Origin of the sequence: Microbacterium sp. (genome assembly GCF_047607225.1) — a bacterium.
In the GTDB taxonomy this organism is placed as follows: Bacteria; Actinomycetota; Actinomycetes; order Actinomycetales; family Microbacteriaceae; genus Microbacterium.
In genome coordinates, this window is the sequence record NZ_JASGDO010000025.1 from 23,566 (window position 1) to 37,571 (window position 14,006).

The 14,006-nt window shown below is 69.1% G+C and carries 19 protein-coding genes; 10 read left to right on the top strand and 9 right to left on the bottom strand.

Translation table 11 applies throughout. The annotated features are described in order from the left end of the window. Positions 1-49 precede the first annotated feature (49 nt). Positions 50-706: a DedA family protein gene (locus tag QM591_RS04280; RefSeq protein ID WP_415129957.1), complete on the bottom strand. Its 657-nt coding sequence runs from the start codon at positions 704-706 to the stop codon at positions 50-52. Between the two features lie 79 nt (positions 707-785). On the opposite strand from QM591_RS04280, the gene aspS reads away from it, so the two are divergent. From aspS to QM591_RS04305, 5 genes are all read left to right on the top strand, one after another. After that, positions 786-2,126 (top strand): aspartate--tRNA(Asn) ligase, encoded by a 1,341-nt coding sequence (aspS, locus tag QM591_RS04285; RefSeq protein ID WP_415129959.1) that lies wholly within the window; start codon positions 786-788, stop codon positions 2,124-2,126. A 159-nt stretch (positions 2,127-2,285) separates the two neighbouring features. Then, positions 2,286-3,419 (top strand): ABC transporter substrate-binding protein, encoded by a 1,134-nt coding sequence (locus QM591_RS04290; RefSeq protein WP_415130024.1) that lies wholly within the window; start codon positions 2,286-2,288, stop codon positions 3,417-3,419. Beyond that, complete coding sequence (locus QM591_RS04295) at positions 3,416-4,354, top strand: ABC transporter permease (RefSeq protein ID WP_415129961.1); 939 nt, start codon at positions 3,416-3,418, stop codon at positions 4,352-4,354. The genes QM591_RS04290 and QM591_RS04295 overlap by 4 nt, the downstream gene beginning before the upstream one ends. Next, entirely contained in the window at positions 4,351-5,166 is an 816-nt protein-coding gene (locus QM591_RS04300) for an ABC transporter permease (protein ID WP_415129963.1), read from the top strand. The genes QM591_RS04295 and QM591_RS04300 overlap by 4 nt, the downstream gene beginning before the upstream one ends. Beyond that, entirely contained in the window at positions 5,163-6,266 is a 1,104-nt protein-coding gene (locus QM591_RS04305; protein ID WP_415129965.1) for an ABC transporter ATP-binding protein, read from the top strand. The genes QM591_RS04300 and QM591_RS04305 overlap by 4 nt, the downstream gene beginning before the upstream one ends. 25 nt (positions 6,267-6,291) lie before the next feature. Here QM591_RS04305 and QM591_RS04310 read toward each other — a convergent pair whose 3' ends face one another. The 5 genes from QM591_RS04310 to QM591_RS04330 form a co-directional block, all read right to left on the bottom strand. Then, the gene (locus QM591_RS04310; protein ID WP_415129967.1) at positions 6,292-6,603 is read right to left on the bottom strand and encodes a Dabb family protein; all 312 of its coding nucleotides are present in this window, start codon (positions 6,601-6,603) and stop codon (positions 6,292-6,294) included. Next, on the bottom strand, positions 6,600-6,869 hold the full coding sequence (locus tag QM591_RS04315) for a glutaredoxin family protein (protein ID WP_415129969.1): 270 nt from the start codon (positions 6,867-6,869) through the stop codon (positions 6,600-6,602). The genes QM591_RS04310 and QM591_RS04315 overlap by 4 nt, the downstream gene beginning before the upstream one ends. 133 nt (positions 6,870-7,002) lie before the next feature. After that, on the bottom strand, positions 7,003-7,101 hold the full coding sequence (locus QM591_RS04320; RefSeq protein ID WP_003792170.1) for a 30S ribosomal protein bS22: 99 nt from the start codon (positions 7,099-7,101) through the stop codon (positions 7,003-7,005). 82 nt (positions 7,102-7,183) lie between these two features. Beyond that, positions 7,184-7,375 carry a helix-turn-helix domain-containing protein gene (locus QM591_RS04325; RefSeq protein ID WP_067167033.1) on the bottom strand — a complete coding sequence of 64 codons (192 nt, stop codon included), beginning with the start codon at positions 7,373-7,375 and terminating at the stop codon, positions 7,184-7,186. Positions 7,376-7,476: 101 nt separating this feature from the next. Continuing rightward, on the bottom strand, positions 7,477-7,878 hold the full coding sequence (locus QM591_RS04330; protein WP_415129971.1) for an ArsR/SmtB family transcription factor: 402 nt from the start codon (positions 7,876-7,878) through the stop codon (positions 7,477-7,479). 69 nt (positions 7,879-7,947) lie between these two features. On the opposite strand from QM591_RS04330, the gene QM591_RS04335 reads away from it, so the two are divergent. Together QM591_RS04335 and QM591_RS04340 are read left to right on the top strand one after the other, a co-directional pair. Next, positions 7,948-9,390, top strand: coding sequence for a TrkH family potassium uptake protein (locus QM591_RS04335; RefSeq protein ID WP_415129973.1), 1,443 nt, complete (start codon positions 7,948-7,950; stop codon positions 9,388-9,390). Then, complete coding sequence (locus QM591_RS04340) at positions 9,383-10,054, top strand: potassium channel family protein (RefSeq protein WP_067167023.1); 672 nt, start codon at positions 9,383-9,385, stop codon at positions 10,052-10,054. Before QM591_RS04335 ends, QM591_RS04340 begins: the two co-directional genes overlap by 8 nt. Positions 10,055-10,090: 36 nt before the next feature. Here QM591_RS04340 and proC read toward each other — a convergent pair whose 3' ends face one another. Continuing rightward, entirely contained in the window at positions 10,091-10,927 is an 837-nt protein-coding gene (gene proC, locus QM591_RS04345) for a pyrroline-5-carboxylate reductase (RefSeq protein WP_415129976.1), read from the bottom strand. A 109-nt stretch (positions 10,928-11,036) separates the two neighbouring features. On the opposite strand from proC, the gene QM591_RS04350 reads away from it, so the two are divergent. Continuing rightward, positions 11,037-12,149, top strand: coding sequence for an alpha/beta hydrolase (locus QM591_RS04350; RefSeq protein WP_415129978.1), 1,113 nt, complete (start codon positions 11,037-11,039; stop codon positions 12,147-12,149). A gap of 63 nt (positions 12,150-12,212) precedes the next feature. After that, positions 12,213-12,530 carry a hypothetical protein gene (locus QM591_RS04355; RefSeq protein ID WP_415129980.1) on the top strand — a complete coding sequence of 106 codons (318 nt, stop codon included), beginning with the start codon at positions 12,213-12,215 and terminating at the stop codon, positions 12,528-12,530. A gap of 22 nt (positions 12,531-12,552) precedes the next feature. Here the strand turns inward: QM591_RS04355 and QM591_RS04360 are convergent, their stop codons facing one another. Further along, entirely contained in the window at positions 12,553-13,026 is a 474-nt protein-coding gene (locus QM591_RS04360; protein ID WP_415129982.1) for a nucleoside deaminase, read from the bottom strand. Positions 13,027-13,058: 32 nt separating this feature from the next. Between QM591_RS04360 and upp the strand changes: the two genes are divergently transcribed. After that, on the top strand, positions 13,059-13,691 hold the full coding sequence (gene upp / locus QM591_RS04365; RefSeq protein WP_415129984.1) for a uracil phosphoribosyltransferase: 633 nt from the start codon (positions 13,059-13,061) through the stop codon (positions 13,689-13,691). On the opposite strand, the gene QM591_RS04370 is transcribed toward upp, so the two are convergent. Then, complete coding sequence (locus QM591_RS04370; RefSeq protein WP_415129986.1) at positions 13,688-13,990, bottom strand: DUF3467 domain-containing protein; 303 nt, start codon at positions 13,988-13,990, stop codon at positions 13,688-13,690. The two genes, upp and QM591_RS04370, sit on opposite strands and share 4 nt — an antisense overlap. Between the last annotated feature and the right edge of the window lie 16 nt (positions 13,991-14,006).

Sequence of the window (14,006 nt, forward strand, 5' to 3'; positions counted from 1 at the left end):
GTCTACGTGGAGGCCTCTATGGGCGGGCTGAAAGCGGCCTCACACGCGGTCAGGCCGCGTCGAGGTCGGCGTCGCGTCCCCGGATCTGGCGCACGCGCGCCACGATGAACCACGCGACGGCGAGCGCCGTTCCCGCGATCACGACGTACTGGAGGATGTCGGCGTAGGTCTCCACGACGTGCCACGACTCGCCCAGGACGTACCCGGCAAGCACGAACGTCGTGTTCCAGACGGCGGATCCGGCCAGCGTCAACAGCCCGAAGCGCCACAGCGGCATCCTCACGACCCCGGCGGGAATGGAGATCAGACTCCGGAAGATGGGGATCATCCGACCGAAGAACACCGCCTTCCCGCCGTGCCGTGAGAACCAGGCGACGGTGCGGTCCACGTCCTCGACGTGCAGCAGGGGGATCCGGCGGACGATGGCACGCAGGCGGTCGAGCCCCAGAAGAGTCCCGAGTCCATAGAGGAGGAACGCGCCGACCACGGAGCCGGCGGTCGTCCACAGGAGCGCCTCGGCGAGGGTGAACGACCCGCGCGAGGCGGTGAGGCCCGCCATGGGGAGGATCACTTCGCTCGGCAGCGGCGGGAACAGGTTCTCCAGTGCGATGGCGAGGCCCGCTCCGGGCGCACCGACGACCTCCATGAGAGAGACGACGCCGTCGACGAGGGTGGTGAGCCAGGAGCCGTCGGACGCTGTCGCCATGCCGTCGACGCTACGGTGCCCACGTGGACGGAACCTGAGCGCCCGGTGGGGCGGGTTCGCCCGCGTAGACTGGCCGATTGTGAGTGAACGCGTTCTCGTCAGCCAGTTGCAGTCCCGTGAAGACGGCGCCGTGTCGGTGTCCGGGTGGGTCGAGACCGTCCGCGATCAGAAGAAGGTGCAGTTCGTCATCCTGCGCGACGAGACCGGAGCCGTACAGCTCGTGAACCCCGCGACGCGTCCGGCGGAGGACGGCACGGAGCAGGACGCCGATGCCCTCGCCCTCACGGCGCTCATCTCCGAGCTCAGCACCGGCACCTTCCTCACCGTCACTGGTGAGCTGAAGCACGACGAGCGCGTCAAGCTCGGCGGTGTGGAGATCAAGATCGGTGCCCTCGACATCGCTGCCGCTGCGCTCCCGGAGACGCCGATCGCGGCCGACAGCGGGCTCGACAAGCGCATGGACTGGCGGTTCCTCGACCTGCGCCAGCGCCGGAACAACCTCATCTTCCGCGTGCAGACCACGCTCGAGCACGCGATGCGCACGTACTGGATCGAGCGCGACTACATCGAGATCCACTCGCCCAAGCTGATGGCCTCGGCGTCGGAGTCCAACGCGGAGCTGTTCGAGGTGCCCTACTTCGAGGACAAGACCGCGTACCTCGCGCAGAGTCCGCAGTTCTTCAAGCAGATGGCGCAGTCGGCCGGTTTCGGCAAGATCTTCGAGATCGGCGACGTGTACCGCGCCGACCCCTCGTTCACGAGCCGCCACGCGACCGAGTTCACCTCGGTCGACGCCGAGATCAGCTGGGTCGAGTCGCACGAGGACGTCGCCCGGATGCAGGAGGAACTCCTCCAGTTCGCGATCCAGGCCGTCAAGGACAAGCACGGCGACGAGATCGCCGAGCTGTTCGGGATCGATGTCGCGGTGCCCGCCGTGCCGTTCCCCCGCATCCCGCTCGCGGAAGCGCGGGAGATCGTCGCCGCGCGCGGCTATGAGATCCCTCGCACCGACGGCGACCTCGACCCCGAGGGCGAGCGGCAGATCTCCGCACACGTGCAGGAGACGTACGGGCACGAGTTCGTCTTCATCACCGACTACCACCCCGAGATCCGCGCGTTCTACCACATGCGCGACCCCGAGACCGGGCTGACGAAGTCCTACGACCTGCTCTACAAGGGCGTCGAGATCACCACCGGCGCGCAGCGCGAGCACCGCGTCGACGTGCTGGAGGTCCAGGCACGCGAGAAGGGTCTGGATCCCGAGCACCTGGCCTTCTACTTCGACTTCTTCCGGTACGGCGCCCCGCCCCACGGCGGATTCGGCATGGGGCTCGCGCGTCTGCTGATGCTGCTGCTCGGAGAGTCGTCGATCCGCGAGGTCACCTACCTCTTCCGCGGTCCCACGCGCCTCGCACCGTAAGCCGCGCCGAGGTCTCGAACCGAGGCGTCGTCCAGGCGTCACCGGTCATTCACGTGACGCGTGCCGTCCGGTCACCTCCGCTTCGTAACGTCCTCTCGTCCCCGCAGGCGAGCCCCCGATCGGGCTGCCTGCGCCACCCGAGAGGAACACATGCACACCATGACCCTGCGGCGCCTGGGCGCCGCCGTCGCCCTCACCACGGCCGCCGCGCTGACCCTCGCCGGGTGCGCCACGGCAGTTGCGAGCCCTGGTTCATCCACCGATCCGTCGGGAACGGATGCGTCCACCGCCACGAGCGTCGCCGACTTCGGCACGTTCGCCGATCTCGAGGCCGCCGCCAAGGCGGAGGGCGCTCTCAACGTCATCGCCCTGCCGCGCGACTGGGCCAACTACGGCGAGATCATCGACCTGTTCACGAGCCGCTACCCCGAGATCGCGGTCCAGGAGCAGTCTCCCGACGTCTCCAGCGCCGAGGAGATCCAGGCGGCCAAGACCAACCAGGGGCTGGACACCGCCCCCGACGTCTTCGACATCGGCCTCACCGTCGCCCTCCAGAACACCGACGTGTTCGCGCCCTACAAGGTGCAGACGTGGGACGACATCCCGGACGCCCTGAAAGAGTCGACCGGGCTGTTCGTCGGCGATTACGGCGGCTACATGTCGGTCGGCTACGACTCCAGCCGCTTCCCGGAGCCGGCCGAGATCACCGACCTGCTCGGGTCCGAGTACAAGGGTTCGGTCGCCATCAACGGTGACCCCACGCAAGCCGGCGCCGCCTTCGCGGCCGTCGGACTCGCCACCGTCCAGAACGGTGGCACGCTCGATGACTTCCAGCCCGGCATCGACTTCTTCGCCGACCTGCAGAAGGCCGGGAACCTCTTGAAGGTCGACGTGACGACGGGCACCATCAGCAGCGGTGAGACCCCCGTCGTCTTCGACTGGGACTACCTGAACGCGACGCACGCCTCGACCAACCCGGACTGGAAGGTCAAGGTCTTCGCTGGCACGGGGTACGCGGGGTACTACAACCAGGCCATCAACAAGGACGCCCCGCACCCGGCCGCCGCGCGCCTCTGGCAGGAGTTCCTCTACAGCGACGAGGTGCAGAACCTCTGGCTCAAGGGTGGCGCGCGCCCGGCACGCATGGAGGCGATGACGACGGCCGGCACGATCGACGCCGACCTCGCCGCCGCACTCCCCGCGGCACCGGCGACGACGGTCGTTCCCACCGAGGAGCAGAGCACGGCGGCCGGCACCCTGCTGGGCGAGAAGTGGGCCTCGGCGGTCCAGTGACCTCCCTGGTCAGCGACCACGCCATCGCCGAGCGGGTGGAGCCCGGTGCTCCGCCCGCTCGGCGACGAGCGTTCGGCCGACGTGGATCCCGGCGGCGCGACCTCGACTGGATCGGGCTGCTGCCCTTCGCGGTCTACCTGGCGCTGTTCCTCGCTCTCCCGACGGTCCTCGCCGTGGCCACCGGCTTCGTCGACGCCGACGGCGGATTCACCTGGGCGAACGCGACAGCGCTCGTCGACCCCGTCATCGTGCTCACGTTCTGGAACACGACGTGGCTGTCATTGCTGACCGCGGGCATCGGTGCCCTGGTCGGAGCCCTCGTCTGCTACGCCGCGATGGGCCTTCCGGAGACGAGCCGGATGCGGAGCACCCTCGACGCCGCGACGGGCGTGCTCGCCCAGTTCGGCGGGGTCATGCTGGCGTTCGTCTTCATCGCCACGATCGGCGTCCAGGGTGTGGTCACGGTGCTGCTGCGCGACGGGTTCGGTATCGACCTCCAGCCGGGGTCTTGGCTGTACTCGGTGCCCGGCCTCATCCTCCCCTACGTCTTCTTCCAGGTCCCGTTGATGGTCATCACCTTCCTCCCCGCCCTCTCAGCCCTCAAGCCGCAGTGGAGCGAGGCGAACCTCGTGCTCGGCGGCAGCCGTACGAGCTTCTGGATCCGGATCGGGATGCCCGTGCTCGCGCCCTCGTTCTGGGCGAGCTTCCTGCTGCTGTTCGCCAACGCGTTCTCGTCGTACGCGACGGCGGCGGCGCTGGCCAGTCAGGGGTCGCAGATCGTCCCGCTCCAGATCCGCGCCGCCCTCACCAGCGAGACGGTGCTCGGACGGGAGAACCTCGCCGGTGCCCTCGCGCTCGGGATGATCGCCGTCGTCGGGGTGGTCATGGCGCTCTATTCGATCGTCCAGCGACGAGCGGCACGGTGGCGGTCATGAGCGGCGGCTCTGCCACGACGGTCACGCCGTCTCGGGCGATCCGCTGGACGATCGGCCTGACGGTCGGAACCCTCTTCGCGGTCCCGTTCCTCGCGACGACGGTCTACACGGTCCGCGATCCACGCACCGGCGGCCTGACGCTCGCGCACTGGCTGCGGGTGTTCGACCCTGCAGGCAGCACCGTGCTCACCCCGATCTTGGTCGGGCTGACGAACTCGCTCACCCTCGCGGCGGTCACCGTGGCGATCGTCCTGGTGCTGCTGCTCCCGACGATGATCCTCGTGGAGCTGCGCTTTCCTCGACTCCGCGCGGCGTTCGAGTTCCTTGCGCTACTGCCGATCTCGATCCCGGCGATCGTGCTCGTCGTGGGGCTTGCTCCCCTCTACCTGCAGATCGGCCGCACGCTGGGAACGGGAACGTGGACCCTTGCCTTCGCGTACGGCGTCACCGTGCTCCCCTTCGCGTATCGGGCCATCCAGGCCTCGATCGCCGCCGTGGACCTCCGGACCCTCACCGAAGCCGCGCGCTCGCTGGGTGCCGGGTGGGGCGCGGTGATCCTCCGCGTGCTCGTCCCCAACCTCCGGCAGGGGCTGCTGGCCGCCTCGCTCATCTCGGTCGCCGTGGTCCTGGGCGAGTTCACCATCGCGTCGTTGCTGGGCCGACAGGTCCTCCAGACGGCGCTCGTGGTCTCCAACAAGATCGACCCGTACGCCTCGGCGATGTTCACGCTGCTCTCGCTCTCCTTCGTCTTCACCCTCCTGCTGCTGATCTCACGAGTGGCGGCAGCCCGCCCGCGAAAGGCCTCTTCATGACCACCGCCGACAGCCCCGTTCGCGCCCTCCCCCGCACGTCCGACAACACCCTCCTCGCCGAAGCGCGCACGGGGACGCGCGTGGAGTTCCGCGGCGTGGTGAAGGACTACGGCACGACCCGGGTGCTCCACGACTTCAGCCTCGACATCGCCCCCGGCGAGTTCGTCTCGCTGCTGGGCCCGTCCGGGTGCGGCAAGACCACCGCGCTGCGCGTGCTCGCCGGTCTCGAACCCTCCTCGGGCGGTGCCGTGGTGCTGGGCGGGCGCGACGTGTCGACCGTGCCGACCAACAAGCGCGACATCGGCATGGTGTTCCAGTCGTACTCGTTGTTCCCGCACCTGCGCGTCGTCGACAATGTGGCGTTCGGACTGCGGCGACGCCGCGTGCGGATGCCGGAGGCCTCCTCCCGCGCGCACGACGCCCTCGCCCTGGTCGGCCTCGATCACCTCGCGGGCCGCTTCCCGCACGAGCTCTCGGGCGGTCAGCAGCAACGGGTCGCTCTGGCGCGCGCACTCGTCACCGAACCGCGGGTACTGCTGCTCGACGAACCGCTCTCGGCGCTCGACGCGAAAGTGCGCGTACAGCTGCGCGACGAGATCCGACGCATCCAGCTGCGCCTCGGGATCACGACGGTGTTCGTCACACACGATCAGGAGGAGGCGCTGGCGGTGTCCGACCGCATAGCGGTGATGAACGCGGGGCGCATCGAGCAGGTCGGTTCACCGGAGGACCTCTACCTCCGCCCGGCGAGCCCCGAGGTCGCCGCCTTCGTCGGGGTGTCCAGCGTGGTGCCCGGCATGGTGCGGGGCGGTCGCGTGCACATCGGATCGCAGGATCTCTCGCCGCAGATCGCCACCGCCGACGGCGAGGTCGACGTGTTCGTGCGGCCCGAGAACGTGAGGCTCGTCGTCGCCGGCGGAATCGCTGCCACCGTGCAGGAGAGCACCTTCCTCGGCAGCTACCGCCGCACGCTCGTACGCACCGACGACGGAGCGCTGCTGACCGTGCAGCACGCGGCCGGAGAACGCGTCGACTACGACGATCTGGTCCGCATCGCGTTCGCCGACGTGCCGGTCGTCACGCGACCGCGCTCCCGCTGATCGAGATCGCTACCGCATCGGCGGGTCAGGACGAGACGACCTCGAAGTCGACGGCCATCCGATGACTGACGACGCTGCGGATGTATGCGGCGACATCCTGGTGCGCGGGGTGCGACTGATACTCGTCGAGGCCCTGCACGTCGTCGAAGTCGATCACGACGGCGACATCGACGTTCTGCTGGGCATAGGCCGCGTTCGGCCCCGCGGACAGCGCACGGATCGATGGCACGACGCCGACGAGGCTCGTCAAGCGTCGCGCGACCTCGGCGGCCTGCTCGCCGCGGACGGCATCGTCGACGGCGGCCAGCTTCCAGGCCACGACATGGCGGATCGTCATCGGGTCTCCTCCGCAGGGGTGGGTGAAAGTGCGACGCGCAGCCGCCCGGGCGAGACGCGCCAGTGGGCGTGCAGCTCGTCGTCGATCAGGACGACCGGGATCTTCTCCCACCACCGCGCGTAGAGGGCGGGGTCGTCGAGGATCGACTTCTCCTCCACCTCGACGACGTCGGGGTCCGCAAGCTCGGCGACGACCTGCTCGACGATCTCCCGCGCCACGTCGCAGAGGTGGCAGTCGGGCTTCGAGATGATCGTCAGTCGGGTCACCCTTCCATCCTGCAACACCGATCCCGCGACACGGCGGACAACACGAAGCGCCCCGGGATCCGCGGGCGGATCGGGGCGCTCGGTGTCTGTGCCGCAGGGGCAACCCGGTGCTCGGCGTGATGCCGAGGCCGGCTTACTTCTTGTTGCGGCGCTGGTGGCGAGTCTTACGAAGCAGCTTGCGGTGCTTCTTCTTCGCCATGCGCTTGCGGCGCTTCTTGATGACAGAACCCACGGAAAACCTCACTAAGTCAGGGGTCTGGACGCGATCGTTCGCGTCCGGGATCAGGCACCCCGAAGAAATGCCTCGGGATAGTCTAGCCGACGTCGGCGATCGGACGCTGCAGAGCGGCGGTGACGGCCGTCTCGGGAACGCGATAGCTTCGACCGAAGCGCACCGCGGGAAGCTCGCCGGCGTGGACCAGGCGATACACGGTCATCTTGGACACGCGCATGATCTCCGCGACCTCCGCGACGGTCAAAAAGCGCACATCCGCCAAGTCCGACATCCCTCTCCCCCAGATCGTCCCCAATTGGTGCGGGATCAGCCTAGAGGGTCCGCGCGACGCGTGTAAACCTCTGTGACCGGTGAGAATCCGCGGCAGAACGCTCAGCGACCGGGCATGCGCTTGAAGACGCTCTCGATGGCGTGCTTCGTCGAGGCCGCTGCGCGGCCCACGAGATCGGCGGCCGCGGCCGCGGAATCCGGCAGCGTCACCGACGCAGTCGACACCGGCTCGTCGCCCATGATGAAGGGGACGAGCCACTCGTCCACAGCGTCCAGCGGCTCCGGCGACAGGCTGTAATAGCGGTGCTGCCCCTCTTCTCGGACGGAGACGAGATCGGCCTCGCGCAGCACCTTCAGGTGCTTGGAGACGGTGGGCTGGCTCACTCCCAGCTCCGCGACGATCTGCGACACGCTCGTCCCGCGGCCATCGCCGCCGCGTTCGCGCAGCAGCTGCAGGATGTCCCGACGAGTGCCGTCGGCGATCACGTCGAAGATGTCCGCCATGACCTTAGGTTAGCCCGCGTACGCGTCGGAGTACCATGACAACGGTCCATCGGGAGAGAGAGGCAGCAGATGGCGGGCGAATCCGCTGGCGTCCGCGCGTGGCGCCGCCTGCTCACCGCTCAACGACACTTCTGGCAACGGCTGCGCGACCTCGCCACCGCGTCGCCCTCTCGCTTCGCCGTGCTCGTCTTCAGCTCGCTGATCCTCCTGTTCACAGCACTGTTCTCCCTGCCCTTCGCGGCGGCGGACGGGCGGCCGACGCCCCTCGCCGACGCGCTCTTCACGGCTGTCTCGACGATCTGCGTCACGGGCCTGTCGACGGTGGACATGGGAACGCACTGGTCACCGCTCGGGCACGTCTTCGTCTTCATCGGAGTGAACGTCGGCGCGCTCGGCGTCTTGACCCTCGCCTCCATCCTGGGTCTCGTGATCTCCAAGCGCCTCGGGCTGCGGGCGAAGCTCATCGCCGCAGGAGACTCCAATCCGATGCGCGCCCACGGCGGACCCATCAACGAGGGTCAGACGGTGCGGCTGGGCGAAGTGGGAACGCTGCTGGCGACCGTCGCCCTCTCGACCCTCGTGATCGAGGCGGGCCTTGCCGTCCTGCTCTATCCCTCGCTCCTCATCAACGGCGTGGATCCCCTCACCGCCCTGTGGGAGGCGCCCTACTACGCGGCGATGTCGTTCACGAACACGGGCTTCTCCCCCAACGCCGAAGGGCTCGCACCGTTCGCCCACGACTACGTCATGCTGACGGTGCTGATGACCGGCGTCTTCCTCGGGTCCATCGGCTTCCCCGTGATCTTCACGCTCTGGAAGCACCAGTGGCACGTGCGCCGCTGGTCGCTGCACGCCAAGCTCACCCTCATCACGACGACCGTGCTGTTCTTCGTCGGTGCAGGGGTGTTCGTGCTCCTGGAGTACGGCAACCCCAAGACCTTCGGCGCGATGGACGCGTGGGACACCACCTTCCAGGCGTTCTTCCTGTCGGCGATGACGCGGTCGGGCGGCTTCTCCATCATCGACATCGGCGACCTGCACGGCTCTTCGCTCGTGGCGGGGTCGATGCTCATGTTCGTCGGCGGCGGCTCGGCGTCCACCGCGGGAGGCATCAAGGTGACCACGCTCGCCGTCCTCGCCCTGGCCGTGTGGTCGGAGGCGAAGGGGCGCCAGAGCGTGGAGGCTTTCGGGCGGCGCATCCCGAGCGACGTGCAACGCGTCGCCCTGTCGGTGGTCGCGTGGGGGGCGACGATCGTCGCGGTCTCCACGATCACGATCACCCAGATCACGCAGGCGCCGGTGGAGACCGTCCTGTTCGACGTCATCTCGGGCTTCGCGACTGTGGGCCTGTCGACGGGACTGACCTCAGAGCTCCCCGACTCGGCCTCCTACGTCCTGGCGGCCACCATGTTCATGGGGCGCGTTGGTACAGTGACACTCGCCGCGGCCGTGGCGGCCACGAGCCGCTCGCAGCACTACTCGCTTCCCGTCGAAAGGCCGATCGTTGGTTGAGCAGATCCGCAACGATGCTCCCGTGCTCGTCATCGGCCTCGGCCGGTTCGGCGCCGCGTGCGCGGGGGAGCTCGACCGGCTGGACCGCGAGGTCCTGGCGATCGACGCGAACCTGGAGCTGGTCCAGAAGTGGTCGGAGCGCGTCACCCACGCCGTGCAGACCGACGCGCGCAACATCGAGGCGCTCAAGCAGATCGGTGCGCAGGACTTCCAGGTGGCGATCGTGGCGACCGGCTCCTCGATCGAGGCGTCGGTGCTGATCACCGCGAATCTCGTCGACCTCAAGGTGCCGCAGATCTGGGCCAAGGCCGTCTCGCAGTCGCACGGCAAGATCCTCGCCCGCGTCGGCGCCAACCACGTCATCTACCCGGAACGCGAGGCGGGTGAGCGCGTCGCGCACCTCGTCAGCGGCCGCATGCTCGACTTCATCCGGTTCGACGACGACTTCGTACTCGCCAAGATGTACCCGCCGAAGTTCATCCGGGGGGTGGGGCTGAACGAGTCGGGCGTGCGCACCAAGTACAACGTGACGGTGGTCGGGGTGAAGAGCCCCGGCAAGCCGTTCCGCTACGCCGAGGCCGATACCGTCGTCACCAACCACGACCTCATCATCGTGTCGGGGACGAACTCCGACATCGAGCGCTTCGCCTCTCTCGACCGCTGATCTCGCCCGACCGCTGAAGCGGGCGGCGCGGCCAGGTCAGGAGCCGGCGGCGAGCTCCCGCGCGCGGGCCAGAGCGGCGTCGGTCGCCTCGGCGAACAGCCCCGCCAGGTTGGCGCCCTGCAGCACGCCGACGGCGCGCTCGGTCGTCCCCTTCGGGCTCGTCACCCGCCGACGCAGCTCGGCCGGGTCTTCCCCGGTCGCCTCCAGCAGCGCGGCCGCGCCGATGAAGGTCTGTTCGGCCATCATCCGCGCGTCCTCCTCCGAGAAGCCCTTTCCTCGGGCGGCCTCGGTGAGCTCCTCGATGAGGAGGAACACATAGGCGGGACCGGAGCCGGAGATCGTCGACAGTGCGTCGATCTGGTCCTCCGCGACCTCGATGACGGCGCCGCACGTCTCGAACAGTCGTCGAACGAGCGCCATCTCGTCCACGGAGACCGAAGATCCGGCCGCAAGTCCCGTGACCGCCTTGCCGACGACCGCGGGCGTGTTCGGCATCGACCGCACGACGGGGACACCGTCGCCGACGATGCCCTCGAAGGTCGCGATGGTCACCCCTGCCGCCAGGCTCACCAGGATCGTTCCGGGGCGGAGGACCGGAGCGATCTCACGGAGCAGATCCGGGACCATGAGCGGCTTCACGCCGATGAGGACGATGTCGGCCGCCGCAGCGGCGTCCGTGTTTGCCGCCGGGGCCTCTTCCAGCGCCACGCTGACGACACCGTCGAGACCAGCCAGCGACGAGGCGCGCGCGGCGGTGCGGTTGGTCGCCACGACGCGGGAGGCCTCGCCGGAGCGAGCCAGCCCCTGAGCGATGGCGCCTCCCATCGAGCCGGCACCGAGGATCGCGATCGAAGGGAGCGGAGCATGTTGCATCCCTCCATCCTGGCATCGTCGCCGCCGGCACGGGCGGCTCGCCCGCACGCGGCTAGAGTGGAAATCCCGGGGCGCCGGCGCCCCGCCGCAACGACGAAGGACCCGCGTCATGACCCTCTTCGATGGCATCACTTCTCGGCTGGTCGAGACGGATCGACTCACCGTGGGCATTCTGGAGCGCACGGGCGACGACGTCACGACACCGCCGGAGCGCACGGTCGCTCTCGTCCATGACAGCCTCTCGTCGAGCCTCATCTGGCAAGAGCTCATGCAGGACCTCCCGAGCGACCTGCGCGTCATCGCGATCGACCTGCGCGGCTTCGGGGCGACCGAGCACGCGCCGGTGGACGCGACGCGCGGAGTTCGGGACTTCAGCGACGACGTTGCCGCGACCCTGGCAGCACTGGAGATCCCCACCGCGCACCTCGTCGGCTGGGGCCTCGGAGGGGCCGTCGTCCTGCAGTACGCACTCGACCACCCCGTGCTGTCGATGACCCTGCAGGCTCCCGTCTCCCCCTACGGCTTCGGCGGCACGCGCCGCGATGGCACGCGCGTGACCGACGACGACGCCGGCTGCGGCGGAGGCACGATCGATCCCGACCTCATCCAGCGACTCATCGATCGCGACACGAGCGAGGAGGCTCCCACGTCGCCGCGGAACGTCTTCCGTTCCCTCTTCGTCGCGTCCGGCTACTCCTCCACGTATGAAGACGTCTGGGTCGAGGCGATGCTGGCGACCTCGACGGCGACCGGGAACTATCCGGGCGACGAGGTGCCGAGCCCGCACTGGCCGGGATACGCGGCAGGGACGACCGGCGTGGTCAACGCGCTGGCCCCCCGGTACTTCGACGCGTCGGCGATCGTCGACCTGTCGCCGAAGCCCCCGATCCTCTGGGTGCACGGCACCGCCGACGCCCTCGTCTCCGACGCCTCGCCGTGGGAGACCAATCAGCGGGGCGCCGCGGGAATCCTCGCCGACTGGCCGGGCCCCGACCTGGCGCCGCCGCAGGAGATGGTGTCTCAGACCCGCGACGTCCTGGAGGCCTACCGAGCCGCGGGCGGCCAGGTCACCGAGGTGCGGCTGGAGGGCGTGGGCCACTCCCCCCACCTGGAGCGGCCGTCGGAAGTGCGCCGAGCGCTCCTCTCGGTGATCGGCTACATCGGCCAGCCGGCTTCTCCGGCGCCGCCGACCGAGGCGATCATCATCAGCTCGTCGGACTGACGGCGGCATTTCCACGGCGCGCAGCCGCATCCTCGGATGTGACCGGTCAGTAGCGTCGAGAGCATGAACATCGCGCTGCTCGATGCCCCCGCCATCCGAGACGCCGTCGCCGACGTCCTCTGCGAGGAGAGCGAGACCCACCGCATCCTCGACGTCACCACCCGCTGGACCAGCGAGGACCGACCCGTCGTCCTCGTGACGGTCTCCTTCCCGCCCGACTTGATGTTCGGAGAGGTCGCGCTCGTCCTCCGCGAGATCGCCGCGCGGGTGCGCGAGCTCGTCCCGGGCGCAGATCGAGTGTCCATCGAGCCGTGCATCGGCCTCGACGCGCACAGGACACCGCCCGCGACCGAGACGATCGTCCTCGCCTCCAGCGACTGAACCGCCGGGCGCCGCGCGCGGCTTACGGGTCGCGGCGGTCCAGGAAGAACGCTCTCAGCAGCGCAGCGGCCTCCGCCTCTCGCACTCCGCCGACGACCTCCGAGCGATGCGGCAGCCGACGATCGCGCAGCACGTCGTAGAGCGACCCGGCCGCCCCCGCCTTCTCGTCCCACGCGCCGAAGACCACGCGACCGACCCGCGCCTGTGAGATCGCTCCGGCACACATGACACACGGCTCGAGGGTGACGACGAGGGTGCAGTGCTCGAGATTCCACGAGCCCGTGGCCGCCGCCGCGGCGCGCAGCGCCGCGATCTCGGCGTGGGCGAAGGGGTCGCGATACAGATCGCGCTGATTCCGCCCTTCTCCGCGCACCTCGCCGGCGATGTCGGTCACGACGGCTCCGACGGGGATGTCCCCGTGCGCCGCGGCTTCCCGAGCGAGGTCGAGTGCGCGATCCATCGCGGCGACGTCGGTCTCTCGGGCGGGCAGACTCACGGGCCCAGCGTACGCCCCGGTAACCTGTCACTATGCGTGTGCACGTCGCCGACCACCCCCTCATCACTCACAAGCTGACGGTGCTGCGCGACGCGCGCACGCCTTCGCCCGTGTTCCGCCAACTCACCGAGGAACTGGTCACCCTCCTCGCCTACGAGGCCACGCGGGCCGTGCGGGTGGAGGAGGTCGAGATCACGACGCCCGTGACCACGACGACGGGCGTGCGCATCAGCGAGCCGCGACCGATCGTGGTCCCGATCCTCCGTGCGGGTCTCGGCATGCTCGACGGCATGGTCAAGCTCCTTCCGACCGCAGAGGTCGGGTTCCTCGGGATGGCGCGCAACGAGGAGACGTTCGAGCCGACGACCTACGCCGAGCGGCTGCCCACCGACCTCAGCGATCGCCAGTGCTTCGTGCTCGACCCGATGCTCGCCACCGGCGGTTCGCTCGGGGCCGCCATCGACTTCCTCTTCGCGCGCGGCGCGCAGGACGTCACGGCCATCTGCATCCTCGGCGCCCCGGAGGGCGTCGCAGCGATCGAGGCGCAAGTGGGCGATCGCGACGTGACCCTCGTGCTCGGAGCGCTCGACGAGCGTCTCAACGAGAAGGGCTACATCGTTCCGGGACTCGGCGACGCGGGCGACCGCCTGTACGGCACGGTCTAGCCGCCGGTGGAGCGGCGCCCGTTCTCCTGCTCCCAGAACTCCAGTTGCTGCGTGAGCGCCTTGGCGAGCTCGAACACCTGCTCCGGGGGGATGCGCACCCTCTGCACCACCTGACCCGGGACGACGGTGACGGTGTTGCCGTCGGCATCGGTCCCTTCGTGCGGAGGCCGGACGAGGGAGACGAAGTCCATGACGAACACGTCGGGGGTGTGCCACACGTTGGCGAAATCGGCGTAGCTGCCGGCGACGGCCTTGGGTGGCATGTCGATCTCGAAGTGGCGGGGTGCCTCATCGCTCATGAGCTCTCCTCGGTCG

Excerpts from the sequence above, each read along its gene's own strand:
- proC (WP_415129976.1), bottom strand. The coding sequence starts at position 10,927 with ATGCAACATGCTCCGCTCCCTTCGATCGCGATCCTCGGTGCCGGCTCG.
- QM591_RS04290 (WP_415130024.1), top strand. The coding sequence starts at position 2,286 with ATGACCCTGCGGCGCCTGGGCGCCGCCGTCGCCCTCACCACGGCCGCC.
- QM591_RS04330 (WP_415129971.1), bottom strand. The coding sequence starts at position 7,878 with ATGGCGGACATCTTCGACGTGATCGCCGACGGCACTCGTCGGGACATC.
- QM591_RS04350 (WP_415129978.1), top strand. The coding sequence starts at position 11,037 with ATGACCCTCTTCGATGGCATCACTTCTCGGCTGGTCGAGACGGATCGA.
- QM591_RS04335 (WP_415129973.1), top strand. The coding sequence starts at position 7,948 with ATGGCGGGCGAATCCGCTGGCGTCCGCGCGTGGCGCCGCCTGCTCACC.
- QM591_RS04355 (WP_415129980.1), top strand. The coding sequence starts at position 12,213 with ATGAACATCGCGCTGCTCGATGCCCCCGCCATCCGAGACGCCGTCGCC.
- QM591_RS04310 (WP_415129967.1), bottom strand. The coding sequence starts at position 6,603 with ATGACGATCCGCCATGTCGTGGCCTGGAAGCTGGCCGCCGTCGACGAT.
- QM591_RS04300 (WP_415129963.1), top strand. The coding sequence starts at position 4,351 with ATGAGCGGCGGCTCTGCCACGACGGTCACGCCGTCTCGGGCGATCCGC.
- QM591_RS04370 (WP_415129986.1), bottom strand. The coding sequence starts at position 13,990 with ATGAGCGATGAGGCACCCCGCCACTTCGAGATCGACATGCCACCCAAG.
- QM591_RS04280 (WP_415129957.1), bottom strand. The coding sequence starts at position 706 with ATGGCGACAGCGTCCGACGGCTCCTGGCTCACCACCCTCGTCGACGGC.
- QM591_RS04305 (WP_415129965.1), top strand. The coding sequence starts at position 5,163 with ATGACCACCGCCGACAGCCCCGTTCGCGCCCTCCCCCGCACGTCCGAC.
- QM591_RS04325 (WP_067167033.1), bottom strand. The coding sequence starts at position 7,375 with ATGTCGGACTTGGCGGATGTGCGCTTTTTGACCGTCGCGGAGGTCGCG.
- upp (WP_415129984.1), top strand. The coding sequence starts at position 13,059 with ATGCGTGTGCACGTCGCCGACCACCCCCTCATCACTCACAAGCTGACG.